The organism is Listeria farberi, from assembly GCF_014229245.1.
Lineage (GTDB): Bacteria > Bacillota > Bacilli > Lactobacillales > Listeriaceae > Listeria > Listeria farberi.
Genome location: NZ_JAARZJ010000001.1, coordinates 271,641 through 288,724 on the forward strand (window position 1 = coordinate 271,641; position 17,084 = coordinate 288,724).

Consider the following 17,084-nt stretch of genomic DNA (forward strand, 5'->3'; position numbering starts at 1 on the left):
AAAAAGCCAGATGACAGTCTATACGATTGTCATCTGGCTTTTTTTAGTTAGTTGAAACTAGTTGCTTTTCTGCTAATGCGGCTTGAGCTGCTGCGAGACGTGCAATGGGAACGCGATACGGGGAGCATGATACATAGCTAAGCCCTAATTGATGGAAAAACTGGATAGATTCTGGATCGCCACCATGTTCGCCACAAACTCCCATTTTTAAATGTTCTGAAGTCATTCTTCCACGGGTAACCGCCATTTCAACAAGTGCCCCGACACCATTCTTATCAATCGTGACAAATGGATCTTTTGGTAAAATATCTTTTTCATAATAATCTGCTAAAAATTTAGTTGCATCATCGCGTGAAAAGCCATAGGTGAGTTGAGTTAGATCGTTGGTTCCAAAGCTAAAGAACTCTGCTTCCTCGGCGATTTCATCTGCTGTTACACATGCTCGCGGAATTTCAATCATTGTACCAATATCATATGGGAGCATCACTCGTTCTCTATCAAAAATAGTATGAATCGCTTGTTTCATCTCTTTTTTTATATAGCTTAATTCGCTTTTCGTCGCGATGAGCGGAATCATGATTTCTGGATGAACGTCAATTCCTTCATCATGAAGCGTGACGGCGCTCTCAATAATAGCTTCCGTCTGCATCCGGTAAATTTCTGGAAACGTGATAGCAAGCCGACAACCGCGGTGTCCGAGCATAGGATTTGCTTCTCTTAGTTCATTAATTCGTTTTGTAATTTGGGGAACTGTTCGACTCATTGCACTCGCTAATTGCTCTATTTCTTGCTCCGTTTTTGGTAAAAATTCATGTAATGGTGGATCAAGCAAGCGAATGTTTACCGCGCGACCGTCTGCAATACGGAATAACTCACTGAAATCAGCTTTTTGCATTTCTTTTAAAGTAGCTAAAATGGATTCGCGCTCGCTTAATGACTCTGCCAAAATCATTTGGCGCACATAGGGAATTCGTTTTTCATCAAAAAACATATGCTCGGTGCGACACAGGCCAATGCCTTCTGCGCCAAACAAAAGAGCTTTTTTAAAGTCAACTGGAGTATCTGCATTAACACGGATTATCAATTTTTTTTCTGCATCAGCCCAGGCCATTAACTCGTCAAAATGTCCGCCAATTTGCGCTTCTCTAAGTGCAATTTCTCCAAGATAAACTTTACCGGAACTACCATCGAGCGAGAGAGAGTCCCCTTCATGCAGCATTTTTCCAGTAGGGAGAAGAAGCGTTTTTTCTTTTTCATTAATAGTAAGTTCAGCACAACCAGCTATACAGCATTTTCCCATTCCGCGAGCAACAACGGCAGCATGGGAAGTCATACCACCATGAGCGGTTAAGATAGCGTTACTCTGCGCCATACCTTCAATATCCTCAGGAGAAGTCTCATTACGGACTAAAATGACAGGAATACCACGTTCGGCTGCTTGGACAGCTTCTTTTGCTTCAAAGAAAATTTGACCAGTTGCAGCGCCAGGACTTGCAGGTAAACCAGTTGCGATAATTTGCCCTTTTTTAAGAGCGCTTTCATCAAAAGTTGGATGAAGTAATTGATGTAGTTGCTTAGTTTCTACGCGCATAATGGCTTCTTGGCGGGAAATTTTTCCTTCATGGACAAAATCGACAGCTGATTGAATTGCTGCTTTGGCTGTTCGCTTGCCACTCCTAGTTTGTAAGACATAAAGTTTGCCTTTTTCGATGGTAAATTCAATGTCTTGCATGTCTAAATAATGATTCTCAAGGAGTTCACAAGTATGGATAAGCTCATTGTAAACGGCGGGCATTTTTTCTTCAAGCGCACTAATCGGCTCAGGTGTACGGATTCCTGCAACCACATCTTCACCTTGCGCGTTAAGTAAAAATTCCCCAAAAACTTTCTTTTCACCAGTGGATGGATTACGAGTAAAAGTAATTCCGGTTCCACTCGTTTCTCCAGTGTTTCCAAAGACCATTGCTTGAATATTAACAGCTGTACCAAAACTCGCATCAATATCATGTAATCTCCGGTAAATAACGGCGCGAGGGTTCATCCAGGAATCAAAAACAGCGATAATCGCAAGTCGCAGTTGTTCCATTGGATTTTGCGGGAAATCGGTACCAGTTGCTTGATTAAAAATTAGTTTATAAACATCAATGAGTTTGCTTAAATCAGTCGCAGTTAATTCTGTATCTAAGCGATAGTTGTTTGCTTTTTTTATGCGACTAAGGGCCTGTTCAAATTGATAGCTCGGAATTTCAAAAACAACATCACCAAACATTTGTATGAAACGGCGATAAGAATCGTAGGCCGAACGAGCGTCACCAGTAAGATTGGCAAGTCCTTCAGTCGCTTGGTCATTTAACCCAAGATTTAGCACAGTGTCCATCATGCCAGGCATCGAAAAGGGGGCGCCAGAACGTACGGAAACGAGCAGAGGATTTTCTGCGAATCCAAAAATTTTCCCGGTTTGCTTTTCGAGTTCCGCCAAATGAATTTTCACTTCTTCAAAGATGGATTCAGATAAATGTTTGTTATTAATCGTGTAATCATTACAAGCCGCAGTTGAGATAGTAAATCCAGGAGGGACAGGTAAACCGATATTCGTCATTTCGGCCAAATTAGCGCCTTTTCCTCCTAAAAGATTTTTCATTTCCTTAGAACCTTCACTGAACTGATAGACAAATTTTCTCACACTATTCACCTCTTCTAATTAGTGGTAACTCGTGATAATTTCTGTGATTAGGGCAGCAGTTTCTTCAATCGCTTTATCTTCTACATGAATGACTTGGCAACCAAGTTTTTTGAATGTATCATAACCATATTCTAGTTCCTCTAAAATACGTTTTTCACTGGAATAACTACTTGCTTCGTCTAAACCGATAGATTTCAAACGAACTTTGCGGATTTGTGCTAGTTTTTCTGGGGTAGTTGTAAGGCCAATAATACGCTCCGCTGGGATTTGGAAAAGTTCTGTTGGAATCGGAATTTCGGGAACAAGTGGGACATTAGCAACTTTCCAATTTTGATTGGCGAGAAAGCTACTCAGTGGGGTTTTACTCGTTCTTGATACGCCGACGAGAACAATATCTGCATCTAACAGGCCACGAGGATCTTTGCAGTCATCGTACTTTACAGCAAACTCAATGGCAGCAATGCGATCAAAATAATTGCTATCAAGACGGCGCATATTTCCTGGGTCTTGTTTTGATTTTAAGCCAGTTTTTGCTTCAACAGCAGCAGTTAGTGTATGTAATAAATCTACGTTCGGAATATTGTTTTGAACACAAAAATTAGTTGCGTACTCAGCTAGTTTGGCTTGTACGAGTGTTTGAACGACGATGCCATCAGCAGCTTTTGCTTCCTCTAGTGTTTCTAGTAAAGCGTTCTCATCGCGAATAAAAGCATGGCGCCGAATGTCAGCAGGTTTATTAAGTGAAAACTGAGCTGTTACCGCGCGAATAATATGTTGAGCAGTTTCTCCGATAGCATCTGAGATAACGTATATAATAACCGGATTTTCCATATTTTCCTCCTATTAAACCTTTTTTATCGTATCTACAAATAATGCAGTAATACGAGTTTTTGAAATTTTTCCGACGACTTTTGCGTTTTCTAGAACGGGAAGTGAATCAATTTGATGGAAAACAAGTTGTTCTGCGGCATGTAACACAGTGTCGTTTTTCGTGACAGTAACAAGGTTGGGCATCCGGGTCATAATTGTCGCAATGGGAGTCGCTTTCGTGTCCGCATCAGCAAGCGCACCTTTTAGTAAATCTTTTCTGGAGACAAGTCCAACTAAAAGCTCTTCATCAATGACATATAAACTACCAATATCTTCCATAAAGAGCATAACGATGGCGTCATAAACACTTGTTTCTTTTTTTGCAAAAAATGGTTGGGTCATAATGTCAGCAACTTTTAACTGCCGAATTTCATCAAAGTGAATCGGATTAGTTTCTAAACCAGAGTAAAAGTAACCCACTTTTGGACGCGCATCTAAAATGCCAGTCATTGTCAAAATCGACAAGTCAGCTCGAATCGTAGCCCGTGTTAGTTTTAAATGGGCAGCGATAGAGTCGCCAGTAGCTGGTTCATTCGCGCGAACATAGGCAACAATCTTATGTTGTCTTGGGGAAAGTTCGATGGGAATCACATCCTTTATTATGTTATGCTAAATATTATATAGTATGACATAATTAAAAACAAGTCTTAATTGTGTCATACTATATAAAAAACCTTCTCATAGTAGAGAAGGTTTTTAAAATGCCCTATTTAAACATAAAATAAAATACAGAAATACATAAAAGCTGTTCCCGCGATAACAAATAAATGCCAAATCGCATGCATATACGGGACACGAGGAATACTGTAAAAAACAGCACCTACGGTAAACATAATACCACCAGTTGCAAGTAGCCAAAATCCAGTCGGGGTAAGCCCGGCATAAAGTGGCTTAATGGCAAACATAACCATCCAGCCCATTAATAAATAGACACTTGTTGATAAAAGTTTTAATTTGCCAGTCATAAATATTTTATAAATAATTCCGGCGATTGCAAGTCCCCAGATAATACCAAACAGCGTCCATCCGAGGGTTCCTTGAATGGTAATTAAAACAAATGGTGTATAACTGCCAGCAATTAATACGTAAATTGCAGCGTGGTCCATAATATTAAAAACCGTTCGTGCTTTTGAAGGCTTAAAGCTATGAAGCAGTGTAGAGCAAATATAAAGTAACATGAGGGAAATTCCATAAATTAAAAAACTTGTTAAATAAAGAGGATTATCTTTTCCGGCGGCGAATACAATAAGTAAGACGAGTGCGGGAATACTAAGAATAAATCCAATACCATGTGTAACTGCATTTGCTACTTCTTCTTTCCAGTTGTAAGAAGTGACATTCATTTTATCACCATACTTTTCTACAAATTTTTAAGTGTATTGTATATCTATCATACGCTAAAAAATACAGAATAGAAAGACAAATAACATTTCTTTCTCTTTTCTTAAAACTAGTTTATAGGTTGTGTATACCGATGGGGATGTTATAATAAGATAAAATAAGCAAAACTGGATGTGGCTATATGAGAAAAATAAAAATTATCACAGACTCAACTGCTGGACTAACATTAGAAGAAGCAGCAAAATGGAATATAGACGTTTTATATTTAACCGTAGAAATCGATGGACAAGTTTACAACCCTAAAACAGACATTACACCAGAAGAATTTATGGTACGAATGGCAGAGACTAAAGAATTGCCAAAATCTTCCCAGCCTGCTATCGGTTCTTTTGTAGAAGCATACGAAAAATATACAGCAGAAGGCTACGAAATTCTTTCTATCCACTTAACCGAAAAACTAAGTGGTACCGTAAATGCAGCTCGTCAAGCAGCTGATATGGTGGAAGGAAACATTACTGTAGTAGACTGCGATTATACAGCTCGCGGCCAAGCATTCCAAGTATTAAAAGCAGCTGAAATGGCTCAGTCAGGTGATTATTCTGTGGAAGAAATTCACGCAAAAATTAATGATATTCGTGATAAAACAAAACTTTATATTGTTGTCGTTACACTCGATAACTTAATTAAAGGCGGGCGTGTTGGCCGGATGCAAGGCTTCTTAGGTAGTCTTTTAAATATCAAATTAATTGCCAAACTAACTGACGGTCAATTAGAAGAAGAAACCAAAGTTCGTAGCAATAAAAAAGTGTTACAATATTGCTTGAATTTAATTAAAGATGAACCGAAAAAAATTCAGCAGCTGGACGTTGTTCATGCAAACGGACTTAATCTGGCAGATGATTTCATCGCTGAATCAAAAGAAATAACTGGTTTAAAAGAAATTCCACTATTTTTTGCAGACCCAGTCATTTCCACACATGCTGGAACTGGTGCGTTTGCATTTATGTACTATACTGACTAAGCGAGTGATTGCATATGACAAAGAAAAAATGGCTGTGGCTTACAGGGGGCGTGCTTGTTATCGCGCTTCTTGTTGGTGCAGTTTTTGGTATCAAGTATTATAAAGAATCAAAAGAAATTCCGATTAACCTCGTTGCCATGGGTGATTCATTAACAGAAGGCGTCGGTGATGAAAACAAAGATGGCGGTTATGTAGGTATTATTCCGAAAAAACTAGAAGAAGAACCAAATGTCCCAAGTGTGAAAACAAGTAACTACGGGGTATCTGGAAATAAAATAACCCAACTGGAAAAACGTTTAAAAACAAATAAAGACTTCCAGAAAGACGTCAAAAATGCGAATGTAATAACAATTACCATTGGCGGAAATGACGTCATGGCTATTTTGCAATCACGTCTTTTAAATGTAAATGTAGATGATTTTAAAAAAGCAAACAAAGAATTCCAACAAGAGCTAGAAACACTTCTAAAAGATATTCGTTCCTATAATAAAGATGCAGCGATATTTTTAATGGGTATTTACAATCCATATACAACTTATTTCAGTGATATCAAACAATTTGACGCGATTATCACTGATTGGAATAATGCTTCTAAGAAAACTATCCAGCAAGATAGTAATGCCTATTTTGTTCCTATCGCAAAAGTCTTAGAGGACCGAAATAAAGATAGTAAAGATCAGCCTAATTCACTACTGTCAGATGACTATTTCCATCCTAACCATACTGGATATGAGAAGATGACAAAAGAATTAGATAAGGCCATTGTAAAACAATTAAACGAAGGTAATATTCCCAAATAGAAAGGTGTTAATATCGTGCAAAGAGAAACACGATCAGCTCCAAAAAAACCAAAACGTAATTACTGGAAATGGGTTTGTATTACACTAATTAGTATACTTCTTATTTCAGCGGGTTGGATTTATGTTGCTGTATTTAAACTCAGTCCACAAGAGGAGCCCACGCCATCCCTTATAAGCAATAAATCGGCGGTTGAATTTCAAACGAGTACAACGAAAGCAGATTTAAATCAATTGATTAGTTCCTATATAGAAGATTTCAGTAAAGATCAAGATATCGGTTATAAAGTTTTCGTAGCAAATAACGTTAACTTCACTGCAGAAGCGAAAATTTTTGGGGAACCTGTCGAACTTCGGTTAAAATTCTCACCAAAAGTAGTAGATAATGGCAACGTAGAATTGACGCTTAAAGATATGTCTGTAGGTGCTCTACCACTTCCTGTGTCTTACGTAATGAACTATGTAAGCAAAAACTACAAATTCCCTAACTGGGTGACAATTATGCCTAAAAAGGAAAAAATCTATCTATCGCTAGACAAACTAAAACTTCAAGGTGACACAAAAGTACGTGTTGATACGCTAAATTTGAAGAAAGACGACATTTCGTTTACACTTTTAGTACCAGTTAAGTAATTTAGCTGGCTGAATCCTAGTTAGGGGGCATTTTTATGACAAAAGAATCACTGGAAAAAGCAACATTTGCTGGAGGATGCTTTTGGTGTATGGTAAAACCTTTTGATACGCAACCGGGAATTGAAAAAGTTGTTTCGGGTTACACAGGCGGTCATACAGTTAATCCAACCTATAAAGAAGTTTGCAGCGGGACAACAGGACACACAGAAGCAATTGAAATCACATTTGATCCGGCAGTTTTTCCATACGAAAAATTAGTCGAAGTATATTGGCAACAAACGGATCCAACTGATGCAGCTGGCCAATTTGTTGACCGCGGGGATTCGTATCGACCAGTTATTTTCTATCATAATGAAGAACAAAAAGAAATCGCTGAAAAATCAAAGGCGGCACTTGAAGCAAGTGGCAGATTTAAAAAACCAATTGTGACAGAAATTACCAAAGCAGAAACTTTTTATCCAGCAGAAGAATATCATCAAGATTTCTACAAAAAAGAAAAAGCGCACTATGAAAGTTATCAAGTTGCTTCAGGTCGTGCTGCATTCATAGATGCCAACTGGAAAGGGTGAAATCAAATGGATGAGCGTAAAAAGAATGAGCGTCTTAAGCAACTTACAGATATACAATATAATGTGACCCAAAAAGCGGGTACCGAACGCCCATTTCAAAATGAATTTTATGATAATGAGGCAAAAGGAATTTATGTAGATATTGTTTCAGGAAAGCCACTTTTTTCATCCAATGATCAATATGATGCTGGCTGTGGTTGGCCAAGTTTCACCAAGCCAATTGACGAGACAGAAGTAATTGAAAATAGAGATTTAACCCATGGGATGATTCGGACGGAAGTGAAATCCGCTGATGCTAATTCTCATTTGGGGCATGTTTTTCCAGATGGACCACAAGATAAAGGTGGACTTCGTTACTGCATCAACTCTGCAGCCCTCCGATTCATACCTGTGGATAAATTGGAAGAAGAAGGCTACCAAGCATATAAAAAAATCTTTGAATAAACAAACAATGCCAGAAAATGAAATGCGTAGAATAATATCGCGAAATCATTCTCTGGCATTGTTCTGAAAAGGAGCGATACACATGTTAAAAGTAGCAGTAGTAGGACTTGGCGGCATTGCGCAAAAAGCGTATTTACCAGTTTTTGCCGAAATGGAAAATATCGAGGTACATCTTTATACAAGAAATGCACAGAAATTAAAGCATTTAAGTGAGAAATTTCGTTTTGATCATTACCATCAAAGTATTCATTCTATGATTGAATCTGGTGTGAATGCTGCGTTTGTTCATTCATCTACGGCGAGTCATCCGGAAGTCATTCGGACATTTTTAACACATCATATTCCGGTTTATGTGGACAAACCAATTGCGGATAATTTAGCAGAAGTAGAAGAATTAACAAATCTAGCAGAGGAACAAAATACGCTACTTATGACTGGTTTTAACCGTCGTTATGCGCCAAAGTATCAAGAATTAAAGGCACTAGCAGATACTAATATGATTATTATGCAAAAAAATCGCGCAGCCCAACCAGCTGAGGCCCGCACATTTATTTATGACGATTTTATTCATGTAATTGATACAGTGCGATTTCTACTGGATGCCGAAATGGAGCAATTAAATGTCTTTCCAGTTTGGCAAGAGGAGCTTCTTGCAAGTGTAACGGTTCAAGTAACAGCAGGAAGTAAAGTGGCGACAGCGATTATGAACCGGGATAGTGGTGTGAATGAAGAGCGGTTAGCGGTCATGACACCAAGTGCGAAATACGAAGTGGAGAATGTCACGGAAACGCATATTTATGAAGGTACAACAGAACGTTTCGAGCGTTTTGGTGATTGGGAAACAACACTCTATAAAAGAGGTTTTGTATCCATTATCCAAGCCTTTTTAACAGCTGTGCGGAATGGGGAGAAAGCGCCAATTTCCAAAGAAGATGCACTAGAAACGCATCGCCTTGCAGAAGAAATTCTACGTAAAATCGAAAATTAACTTTATTTTTTCTGAGAAATCAACTATAGTTAAAGCATAAAAAGAGCGGAGTGTGTTGTACGTTGGGAAGATCATTTTATCATTTTTTAATGACATATCGGGACCCGAAACTAACAGATCAGAAAACGGAATTTGCCAACAATGCATACCGAGATCATAGTTTTCCAAAGCAAACTAGAAATTATCATATTCTTTGTGACTATCTTGAGTTTAATGCGCCGTATTTACCAGGAATGTCTATTTTTGATGAACTTTGGGATGCTTACTTGCTAGATGAAGAGAAAAACAAACACTAGGAGGAATAAAAGTATGAGCGTACATATCGAAGCAAAACAAGGGGAAATTGCAGAAACTATTTTATTACCAGGAGATCCACTAAGAGCAAAATATATTGCGGAAACGTTCTTGGAAGATGTAGTGTTATTTAATCAAGTGCGTGGCATGTTAGGATTTACCGGTACATATAAAGGGGAAAAAGTTTCTGTTATGGGAACGGGGATGGGTATTCCATCTATTTCGATTTATGTAAATGAATTAATCCAAAGCTATGATGTGAAAAATTTGATTCGTGTTGGTACCATGGGCGGCATTCAAGCGGACGTAAAAGTGCGTGACGTTGTTATTGCACAAGCAGCTTCAACAGATTCACAAATTAATCGCAATACTTTTGCAGGAGTTGATTTTGCGCCAGTAGCAGATTTTTCTCTTCTAAAAAAAGCTTATGATGCAGGTATCGAAAAAGGGTTATCTCTTAAAGTAGGGAATGTTTTTTCTGCGGATCGCTTTTATAACGATCAATTAGACAAGCAACAATTAGCTGATTACGGAGTACTAGGAATTGAAATGGAAGCAGCGGCTCTTTATACGTTAGCGCAAAAGTATGGACGTCGTGCACTTGCAATTCTAACAGTAAGTGATCATATCTTCACCGGGGAAGAAACATCAGCTGAAGAGCGTCAAACCACTTTTAATGATATGATTGTCGTAGCATTAGAAGCAGCAATAAAATAATCAAAATTACTAACTTAGATTTTGACTTAATGTATACAGGAAGGTTGATAATCATTTATGAGTTCTTTATTAACAATTGCTTTAGCCGTTACAATCAGTTGTGTACACACGGTGGAAGATCAATATTTCGGTGGGCAAAATGCAGAGCCAGTCGCTAAAGTGGAGCAAAAGGAAACAAGTAATAAAACATTAGCTGACTTAGAAAAAGATCCACTTTATCCTTACATTGATAAACAAAATAAATTAGTCGAAAAAAATGGGATTCAGTATATAGAAAATGAAGAAAACATACTTGTACTTGCTAACAAAGATTATTCCTTACAACCAACGTATACCCCGCCTGATTTAGTTCGGCCGAATGTCACATTTTCTTTTGGTAGCCAACAAGTCGAAAAAGCACAATTAAGAAAAGAAGCAGCAACTGCATTAGAAGAAATGTTTGCAGCTGCAAACCAAGATGGGAAGAAATTATTTGCTGTATCTGGTTATCGCTCGTATAAACGGCAACAAGAAGTATTCCAAGCTGAAGTAAATTCAAAAGGAGATACAAAAGCTAGAGAAGCAGTGGCTTACCCAGGTACAAGTGAGCATCAAACTGGATTAGCTATGGATATTTCCTCAGAAAATCAATCCTATGAACTTACGGAAGCATTTGGAAATACCCCAGAAGGTAAATGGTTAGAAGAAAATGCCCATAATTATGGCTTTATCCTTCGTTATATGAAAGGTAGAGAAGCTATTACGAAATACCAATATGAGTCTTGGCATTATCGTTACGTTGGAAAAGATGCCGCAACAATTATTTACGAAAATAACTGGACATTAGAAGAATTTTTTGAACATGTAAAGGCACTGCAAAAGAAAGTAGATGCTGCAAAATAACAAGTTTTAGAGTCATAAACATTTAGTTGTTTATGGCTCTTTTTTTAATTTTAGAAATTAAATGTTTGCAAAAAATACCTATAGGGGGTATACTGTTGATTGTAGAAACAAAGGAGGAGAAAAAATGAAACATGACCAACCAATTGTTCCACGTAAAGAAGAAGAAACAAAATTACTTCAAAATCGTTTGCGACGTATCGAAGGTCAGATTCGTGGTATTGCTCAAATGGTCGAGGATGATCGCTATTGTACAGACATTTTAGTCCAAATTTCAGCAGCTAATAAAGCACTCAAAAATGTTGGTTTGCAAGTATTAGAGCATCATACAGCACACTGTGTAGTGGATGCTGCAAAAAATGGGGAAGATGACGTAATGGAGGATTTACTTAAAGCAATACGTCAATTTTCTAAAACCTGAGGGGGGTATATAGAATGAACGATAAATATGTAAGACAAGATTTGAATATTTTTGGGATGACTTGTGCAGCTTGTTCAACGAGAATTGAAAAATCATTAAATAAAGCAGAAGGCGTTGAAAAAGCCAATGTCAATTTAGTAACTGAAAATGCTGCTGTATATTATGATCCAGAGGTAACATCCACAGAAGCATTAATTAAAGTAGTAAAACATGCGGGTTATGATGCTGCGGAAAAAATGTCCAAAGAAGAAAAAGATGCTGTGTTAGAAAAGAATTTCAAAAAAGAAGTGAGACGTTTTATTCTTTCTGCTATTCTTTCCTTGCCGTTACTTCTCACAATGGTGACACATATTCCGTATATTCATGAAATGGCATTTGCGGAATCAATTGGCAACTGGATTAATCCGACCATTCAATTAGTACTCGCAACTATCGTCCAATTTTATATTGGTTGGCGATTTTATGATGGGGCTTATAAAGCGCTTCGTGGTAAAAGCGCAAATATGGACGTATTAGTTGCACTTGGTACTTCTGCCGCTTACTTCTATAGTGTAGTGGAATACATCCGTCATATGATTGATCCAAGCATAATGCCACATTACTATTTTGAAACAAGTGCTGTATTAATCACATTAATCTTATTAGGTAAATTGTTGGAATCATATGCGACTTCTAGAACGACAGAATCTATTGCTGGTTTACTCGAACTACAAGCCAAAGAAGCAACTGTTATTCGTGAAGGAAAAGAATGGTTAGTGCCGGTAGACTCATTAAAAATTGGCGATGTTATTCTTGTTCGTCCAGGTGAAAAAGTTCCAATGGATGCAGAAATCATTTCCGGCGAAACTAGTATTGATGAAGCGATGATTACTGGTGAACCTGTGCCTGTAGAGAAAAAACCAGGCGATTCAGTTATTGGTGCAACTATCAACTTTGACGGAGCCTTTCAAGCAAAAATTACTAAACGAATGGAAGAAACAGTTTTAGAATCTATTATCCGTTTAGTGGAAGAAGCACAAGGAATTAAAGCACCCATCCAACGTTTGGCAGATAAAATTTCCGGTATCTTTGTACCAATCGTACTTGGCATTGCTGCTCTCACCTTTATTATTTGGTACCTTGTAACCGGAACAGTAGATGGCTCATTAGAAGCGGCCATTGCCGTATTAGTTATCGCTTGTCCTTGTGCGCTTGGTCTTGCAACTCCGACTGCTATTATGGCCGGAACTGGTAAAGGTGCCGAAAGTGGGATATTATTTAAAGGTGGCGAACACTTAGAACGTACTTCTAAAGTTGACACAATTGTTTTTGATAAAACTGGTACTTTGACAGAAGGTAAACTAGAAGTTAGTGATAAAAAAGCAACAAATGATAAATTTTTCCCGTATTTATTCTTGATGGAACAACAATCAGAACATCCAATTGCCAAAGCAATTATTAAGATGTTAGAATCTGAAGACATTAATGTATCAGAAGTAAAACAAGGGAAAATTCGTGCAAAAGCTGGACATGGGATGACAGGTAATTTAGATGATAGTAAAGTGGAACTAGGCGCTTATCGCTATGTTTCTTCCCTTACAACTATCCCAAGCGAAGAAGATGAATTAATCAAAAGTTGGATGAATGCAGGGAAAACAGTCGTAGCAATGGCAATCGAAGGCGCTTATGCTGGTGCACTTGCTTTATCTGATACACCACGACCAGAGGCAAAAGAAGCAATTCAAAAACTGCAAGCACAAGGTATTAAAACCGCTATTTGTTCCGGCGACCAATCTGTTGTAGTAGAAAATATGGCGAAAGATTTAGGAGCCGATATGTTTTTTGCGGAACAACTACCAAATGATAAAAGCGCATTAGTAGAAAAATTACAACAAGAAGGTCATATCGTTGCTTTCGTTGGCGATGGCATTAATGATGCTCCAGCTCTTGCAGCTAGTGATATTGGAATTAGTATTGGAACAGGAACAGATATTGCGATTGAAACAGGTGATGTAACGCTCGTCAGTCACCGATTAACACTTATTCCAGAAACAATTGAACTTTCAAAAGCAACGATGCGGAACATAAGACAAAACTTTTTCTGGGCACTTGCTTATAACTGTGCGGGCATTCCAATTGCTGCATTAGGGTTACTTGCTCCGTGGGTAGCAGGACTTGCAATGGCATTTAGTTCCGTTTCTGTTGTAACTAACGCGTTACGTCTAAAAAGATATAAATTTAAATCATAGGAGGAAAAGAAAATGGAAAAATTAACTTTAACTGTAGAAGGTATGACTTGTGGACACTGCGAGGCTCGTGTAACTAAAGCATTAGCAGAAGTGAGCGGTGTGAAAAGTGCGGTAGTTTCTTTAGATGAAGGAACGGCAACTGTTGAATTCGAAAAAGGACAAGTAACAGAAGATGCTTTGATTGATGCTGTAGAAGAAGCAGGATATGAAGTAGCTTAAATTAAGAAGTGAGAGGGATTCTTGAGTAGATCCCTCTTTTTTCTTTGTCATGAAAAAAAGATACCAAAATGTTTGGAAAACTGGTAAAATAAATGAGTTAAATAAAATGTACTATTATTAGCTACATTTTACATAGAAAGTGGTGAAGAAAGATGGAACAATCCCCACAAAACAAAGAAGATAACGTGGAGAAAAACGAAGAAGAAAAAATAAAACCTGGTAATGGTTACATAAAGATGAAATTATTCCCTTTTATAATGCTTTTATTTGCTTTTGTATTTGTTACAGCATTAGTGACAACTATCGTCATGTCTTTAGGGGATGATAAACAAGTGAAAGTGAGTATCCCTGAACGAAAAGAATTTACAAAACTCTATGATGTCTATGATGAAATCACTGAAAAATATTATAAAGACACAAAATCAACTAACATGATAGACGGAGCAATCACAGGTATGGTAAATTCTTTAGATGATCCGTACTCTACTTTTATGTCGAAAAAAGAGTCGACGGAATTTAATGATACAATTTCTTCTAGTTTTGAAGGGATTGGTGCTGAAATTCAAGAAAAAGATGGAGCAATAGTAGTTGTTTCTCCAATTAAAAACTCCCCGGCTGAAAAAGCTGGTTTGCGCCCTCAAGATATTATTACACAAGTTGATGGTAAATCTGTCAAAGGGGATACAGCGACAGAAGCAACAAAAAAAATCCGTGGTGAAAAAGGAACAGATGTCACTTTAACTATTCAGCGCTCCAATGAGGATAAACCTTTTGACGTAACTATTACGCGCGATGAAATTCCAATCGAAACGGTATATAAAGAAATGGGAAATGATAAAATCGCCCACGTAACTATTAGTACCTTTTCTGAAAATACGTATGATGAGCTTGAAAAAACGTTAAAAGCTTTGGAAAAAGACGGAATGAAAGGACTTGTGATTGATTTACGAGGAAATCCAGGTGGGTTACTCGATCAAGCAGTCTCCATTTCTAGTTTATTCGTACCTGATGGCAAAATTGTCGTTCAAGAACAAGGTAAAGACGGAGAAAAAACAGCCATTAAAGCTGACAGTAGCTCGCATGGTGACTATAAAGTTAAAGTCCCAACAACTATGCTTATTGATGGCGGGAGTGCAAGTGCATCCGAAATTCTGGCGGCGGCAGCCAAAGAATCTGGAGGAATAAAACTTGTAGGAAATAAATCATTTGGTAAAGGGACTGTACAAACAGCAACCACATTATCGGATGATTCCACACTCAAATTGACTGTCGCGAAATGGTTGACGCCAAACAGCGAATGGATTCATGAAAAAGGTATTACGCCAGATGTGGTTGTGAATATGCCAAATTATGCAACTATGACTATTCCATCTTCCACAAAAGTCTACAAAAATGGTGATTTCGGTGATGACGTTAAAACCATAGAAACATTGCTAAAAGCGCTAGATTACAATGTTGGAAAAGTAGACGGCTTATACGATATAGACACAGAATATGCTGTGCAAAGATTCCAAGCAGCAAATAAGTTAGATGTTACAGGAATAATGACAGGGGTGACAACAGACAAATTAGTCGAGTTAACGCAAAAACATCTAAACGAAACAGATCCACAATTACAAAAAGCAAAGGCCCTGGTGAAGTAAACGCATAATTTTTTTGAAAAACTGGAGGTAGCGAAAATGGAAACATACTTAGAAATTGAAACATTGATTAAGCGTATTTTTAATAGTTTTCGTCATGAGGTAGAAGCAGTTCTTGACAAGAGACTAAGTGGTAGCGAATATCGAGTCTTGAGTCTCATTTCTAGTGGATTAACGAAAACATCTGATTTAGCTAAAACGCTTGATGTTTCAGCCAGTCATATCACAGCCATTACAGATACTTTAGTTGAAGAGAAATTTATTACTCGTCATCGTTCTGAAGTAGACCGCCGAATTATCGAATTAAAATTAACGTCCATGGCCGAGGAATTTGTTAAAGAAATTGATAAAAAGAAAAAAGAAATGATCGTTAAACGTTTTACTGTTTTTTCCGAGTACGAACAGGCGGAATTTCGCAAGTTACTAAAAAAATTAGCAGATGGTTCACAATCAAATAAATAGTAAAAATCCTGTAGTTAATAAAACTACAGGATTTTTTTTAAACATTTTACTTTACAATAAAATAATTGTTCGTTATACTTTGAATTAAAGTTGCTCTAAGGAAACATTTTTAGTTAAGTATAAAAAATAGTCTTATGGGAAAAGGGTGGTAAAAATGAACATTCAAGGTTTAACAATAGCATACAAACAAAAAGTGGCGATTGATGATGTCACTCTTCAAATAGCAACAGGAAAATTAACTGGAATAGTCGGTCCGAACGGTGCGGGTAAATCTACGTTATTAAAAGGAATGATGGGATTAGTTCCCAGAGAACAAGGCATAGTAACATTAGATAATCGGCCTCTTTCTGATTGGAGAAAGAAAATTGCTTATGTTCCGCAACGTAGTGAAGTAGATTTAACTTTTCCAATTACCGTTTTCGATATGGTAGTTCTTGGTACTTATCCGGCACTTGGGTTAATTAAACGTCCAGGAAAAAAAGAAAAACAATTGGCATTAGATGCTTTAGAACAAGTAGAAATGACCGCATTTAAAAAAAGGCAAATCGGGGAACTTTCTGGTGGTCAATTACAACGTGTTTTTATTGCACGTGCTCTAGCTCAGCATGCAGAAATTTTCTTTTTAGATGAGCCATTTGCTGGTATTGATATGACTAGTGAAGCACTTATTATGAAGCTGTTAAAAAAACTAAGGGATAATGGAAAAACCATCGTAGTAGTCCACCATGATTTTCATAAAGTAGCTGCTTACTTTGATGAGATTATTTTACTGAATAAAAAATTAGTAGCATACGGACCAGTAGAACAAACATTTACAGAAGAAAAAATTAAATTTGCTTATGGTGATGCACCAGTAGCATTTGCGGCGGGGGTGTAGA

General features: G+C 37.5%; 19 protein-coding genes. 15 read left to right on the top strand and 4 right to left on the bottom strand.

Annotation, left to right across the window (positions count from 1 at the left end; genetic code table 11):
• Nucleotides 1–43: 43 nt before the first annotated feature.
• The 4 genes from ppdK to trhA form a co-directional block, all read right to left on the bottom strand.
• On the bottom strand, nucleotides 44–2,683 hold the full coding sequence (gene ppdK / locus HCB45_RS01315; RefSeq protein ID WP_185618409.1) for a pyruvate, phosphate dikinase: 2,640 nt from the start codon (nucleotides 2,681–2,683) through the stop codon (nucleotides 44–46).
• Between the two features lie 18 nt (nucleotides 2,684–2,701).
• Nucleotides 2,702–3,514, bottom strand: coding sequence for a pyruvate, water dikinase regulatory protein (locus HCB45_RS01320; RefSeq protein ID WP_185319077.1), 813 nt, complete (start codon nucleotides 3,512–3,514; stop codon nucleotides 2,702–2,704).
• A 12-nt stretch (nucleotides 3,515–3,526) separates the two neighbouring features.
• Nucleotides 3,527–4,144, bottom strand: a complete 618-nt coding sequence (gene ccpN, locus HCB45_RS01325) for a transcriptional regulator CcpN (protein ID WP_185618411.1) — start codon at nucleotides 4,142–4,144, stop codon at nucleotides 3,527–3,529.
• 119 nt (nucleotides 4,145–4,263) lie between these two features.
• Complete coding sequence (gene trhA, locus HCB45_RS01330; RefSeq protein ID WP_185319075.1) at nucleotides 4,264–4,896, bottom strand: PAQR family membrane homeostasis protein TrhA; 633 nt, start codon at nucleotides 4,894–4,896, stop codon at nucleotides 4,264–4,266.
• A 179-nt stretch (nucleotides 4,897–5,075) separates the two neighbouring features.
• On the opposite strand from trhA, the gene fakB reads away from it, so the two are divergent.
• The 15 genes from fakB (at nucleotide 5,076) to HCB45_RS01405 (ending at nucleotide 17,083) form a co-directional block, all read left to right on the top strand.
• Nucleotides 5,076–5,915 carry a fatty acid kinase binding subunit FakB gene (gene fakB, locus HCB45_RS01335; protein ID WP_185319074.1) on the top strand — a complete coding sequence of 280 codons (840 nt, stop codon included), beginning with the start codon at nucleotides 5,076–5,078 and terminating at the stop codon, nucleotides 5,913–5,915.
• Between the two features lie 14 nt (nucleotides 5,916–5,929).
• Nucleotides 5,930–6,715: an SGNH/GDSL hydrolase family protein gene (locus HCB45_RS01340; RefSeq protein ID WP_185319073.1), complete on the top strand. Its 786-nt coding sequence runs from the start codon at nucleotides 5,930–5,932 to the stop codon at nucleotides 6,713–6,715.
• A gap of 15 nt (nucleotides 6,716–6,730) precedes the next feature.
• Entirely contained in the window at nucleotides 6,731–7,345 is a 615-nt protein-coding gene (locus HCB45_RS01345; RefSeq protein WP_185319072.1) for a YpmS family protein, read from the top strand.
• A 35-nt stretch (nucleotides 7,346–7,380) separates the two neighbouring features.
• Nucleotides 7,381–7,914 carry a peptide-methionine (S)-S-oxide reductase MsrA gene (msrA, locus tag HCB45_RS01350; RefSeq protein ID WP_185618413.1) on the top strand — a complete coding sequence of 178 codons (534 nt, stop codon included), beginning with the start codon at nucleotides 7,381–7,383 and terminating at the stop codon, nucleotides 7,912–7,914.
• Between the two features lie 6 nt (nucleotides 7,915–7,920).
• On the top strand, nucleotides 7,921–8,358 hold the full coding sequence (msrB, locus tag HCB45_RS01355) for a peptide-methionine (R)-S-oxide reductase MsrB (RefSeq protein ID WP_185319070.1): 438 nt from the start codon (nucleotides 7,921–7,923) through the stop codon (nucleotides 8,356–8,358).
• 82 nt (nucleotides 8,359–8,440) lie between these two features.
• Nucleotides 8,441–9,346, top strand: a complete 906-nt coding sequence (locus HCB45_RS01360; RefSeq protein WP_185607887.1) for a Gfo/Idh/MocA family protein — start codon at nucleotides 8,441–8,443, stop codon at nucleotides 9,344–9,346.
• 62 nt (nucleotides 9,347–9,408) lie between these two features.
• Nucleotides 9,409–9,642: a YozE family protein gene (locus HCB45_RS01365; protein WP_003720177.1), complete on the top strand. Its 234-nt coding sequence runs from the start codon at nucleotides 9,409–9,411 to the stop codon at nucleotides 9,640–9,642.
• A gap of 13 nt (nucleotides 9,643–9,655) precedes the next feature.
• Nucleotides 9,656–10,357 carry a purine-nucleoside phosphorylase gene (deoD, locus tag HCB45_RS01370; RefSeq protein ID WP_003723411.1) on the top strand — a complete coding sequence of 234 codons (702 nt, stop codon included), beginning with the start codon at nucleotides 9,656–9,658 and terminating at the stop codon, nucleotides 10,355–10,357.
• Nucleotides 10,358–10,414: 57 nt separating this feature from the next.
• Complete coding sequence (locus HCB45_RS01375; RefSeq protein ID WP_185319068.1) at nucleotides 10,415–11,239, top strand: M15 family metallopeptidase; 825 nt, start codon at nucleotides 10,415–10,417, stop codon at nucleotides 11,237–11,239.
• 124 nt (nucleotides 11,240–11,363) lie between these two features.
• A complete protein-coding gene (gene csoR, locus HCB45_RS01380) occupies nucleotides 11,364–11,657 on the top strand; it encodes a copper-sensing transcriptional repressor CsoR (RefSeq protein WP_003729496.1) in 294 nt (97 codons plus the stop codon).
• Nucleotides 11,658–11,671: 14 nt separating this feature from the next.
• The gene (locus HCB45_RS01385; RefSeq protein WP_185319067.1) at nucleotides 11,672–13,885 is read left to right on the top strand and encodes a heavy metal translocating P-type ATPase; all 2,214 of its coding nucleotides are present in this window, start codon (nucleotides 11,672–11,674) and stop codon (nucleotides 13,883–13,885) included.
• 12 nt (nucleotides 13,886–13,897) lie between these two features.
• Entirely contained in the window at nucleotides 13,898–14,104 is a 207-nt protein-coding gene (locus HCB45_RS01390; protein ID WP_185319066.1) for a heavy-metal-associated domain-containing protein, read from the top strand.
• A 152-nt stretch (nucleotides 14,105–14,256) separates the two neighbouring features.
• Nucleotides 14,257–15,747, top strand: coding sequence for a lmo1851 family serine protease (locus tag HCB45_RS01395; RefSeq protein ID WP_185319065.1), 1,491 nt, complete (start codon nucleotides 14,257–14,259; stop codon nucleotides 15,745–15,747).
• 36 nt (nucleotides 15,748–15,783) lie between these two features.
• The gene (locus tag HCB45_RS01400) at nucleotides 15,784–16,206 is read left to right on the top strand and encodes a MarR family winged helix-turn-helix transcriptional regulator (RefSeq protein ID WP_185607889.1); all 423 of its coding nucleotides are present in this window, start codon (nucleotides 15,784–15,786) and stop codon (nucleotides 16,204–16,206) included.
• Between the two features lie 154 nt (nucleotides 16,207–16,360).
• On the top strand, nucleotides 16,361–17,083 hold the full coding sequence (locus HCB45_RS01405; protein WP_185607890.1) for a metal ABC transporter ATP-binding protein: 723 nt from the start codon (nucleotides 16,361–16,363) through the stop codon (nucleotides 17,081–17,083).
• Nucleotide 17,084: the final 1 nt, after the last annotated feature.

Bases quoted from the DNA above. Each gene is read 5' to 3' on its own strand.
- msrB (WP_185319070.1), top strand. From the start codon at position 7,921: ATGGATGAGCGTAAAAAGAATGAGCGTCTTAAGCAACTTACAGATATA.
- HCB45_RS01375 (WP_185319068.1), top strand. From the start codon at position 10,415: ATGAGTTCTTTATTAACAATTGCTTTAGCCGTTACAATCAGTTGTGTA.
- csoR (WP_003729496.1), top strand. From the start codon at position 11,364: ATGAAACATGACCAACCAATTGTTCCACGTAAAGAAGAAGAAACAAAA.
- HCB45_RS01390 (WP_185319066.1), top strand. From the start codon at position 13,898: ATGGAAAAATTAACTTTAACTGTAGAAGGTATGACTTGTGGACACTGC.
- fakB (WP_185319074.1), top strand. From the start codon at position 5,076: ATGAGAAAAATAAAAATTATCACAGACTCAACTGCTGGACTAACATTA.
- msrA (WP_185618413.1), top strand. From the start codon at position 7,381: ATGACAAAAGAATCACTGGAAAAAGCAACATTTGCTGGAGGATGCTTT.
- HCB45_RS01360 (WP_185607887.1), top strand. From the start codon at position 8,441: ATGTTAAAAGTAGCAGTAGTAGGACTTGGCGGCATTGCGCAAAAAGCG.
- HCB45_RS01400 (WP_185607889.1), top strand. From the start codon at position 15,784: ATGGAAACATACTTAGAAATTGAAACATTGATTAAGCGTATTTTTAAT.
- HCB45_RS01340 (WP_185319073.1), top strand. From the start codon at position 5,930: ATGACAAAGAAAAAATGGCTGTGGCTTACAGGGGGCGTGCTTGTTATC.
- deoD (WP_003723411.1), top strand. From the start codon at position 9,656: ATGAGCGTACATATCGAAGCAAAACAAGGGGAAATTGCAGAAACTATT.
- HCB45_RS01395 (WP_185319065.1), top strand. From the start codon at position 14,257: ATGGAACAATCCCCACAAAACAAAGAAGATAACGTGGAGAAAAACGAA.
- trhA (WP_185319075.1), bottom strand. From the start codon at position 4,896: ATGAATGTCACTTCTTACAACTGGAAAGAAGAAGTAGCAAATGCAGTT.
- HCB45_RS01385 (WP_185319067.1), top strand. From the start codon at position 11,672: ATGAACGATAAATATGTAAGACAAGATTTGAATATTTTTGGGATGACT.
- HCB45_RS01320 (WP_185319077.1), bottom strand. From the start codon at position 3,514: ATGGAAAATCCGGTTATTATATACGTTATCTCAGATGCTATCGGAGAA.
- HCB45_RS01405 (WP_185607890.1), top strand. From the start codon at position 16,361: ATGAACATTCAAGGTTTAACAATAGCATACAAACAAAAAGTGGCGATT.